At 48.1% G+C, this 526-nt stretch carries 1 protein-coding gene; it reads right to left on the minus strand.

Annotated features, from left to right (window positions below; genetic code table 11):
• Positions 1 to 526, minus strand: a 526-nt coding sequence (locus tag ACTHUR_RS17930) for a TolC family protein (RefSeq protein ID WP_440400092.1), incomplete at both ends; no start/stop codon positions are given.

The following is a 526-nucleotide window of genomic DNA, read 5'->3' on the forward strand; positions in this document are numbered from 1 at the left end:
CAACTGGGCATTGAGGTTACTCCAAGCTGTCAGATATTCTGCATGGTATTGAACCGCCGACATTTTCGTACGCGCAGCTTCGTCTTGTTTTTGCAAAGCGGTCAAGCCGTTATCCAAACCTGCACGAACACGTCCTTTCGCATTTTGCACAGATTTATCGGCAATATTGACCATCTTGTTCCAAGTATCTTGTCGGCTTTTCAGGCTTTGATAGTCCACTACGGCATCTGCCGCCGAACGCATGGCGTTCAAAACAGTTTGGTCATACACAGCAACCTGCTCGTTATATTGGGCACGTTTGCCCGCCAACTTGGACTGCAGCGCGCCGGAAGTAAACAATGGCAGATTCAAAGCCGGAACGATGCCCAACATACCGGATGTCCGTCCGCGAATCAGATTGAACGCATCAATGTGTGTCATGCCTGCTAAAACTTTTAACTCGATATTCGGGTAAAACTCTGCTTCAGTCGATTTGACGATATGCCATTTCTCTTCAAGCAAGGCTTTTTGTGCCGCGATATCGGGA

Source organism: Neisseria sp. P0021.S007, assembly GCF_051956855.1.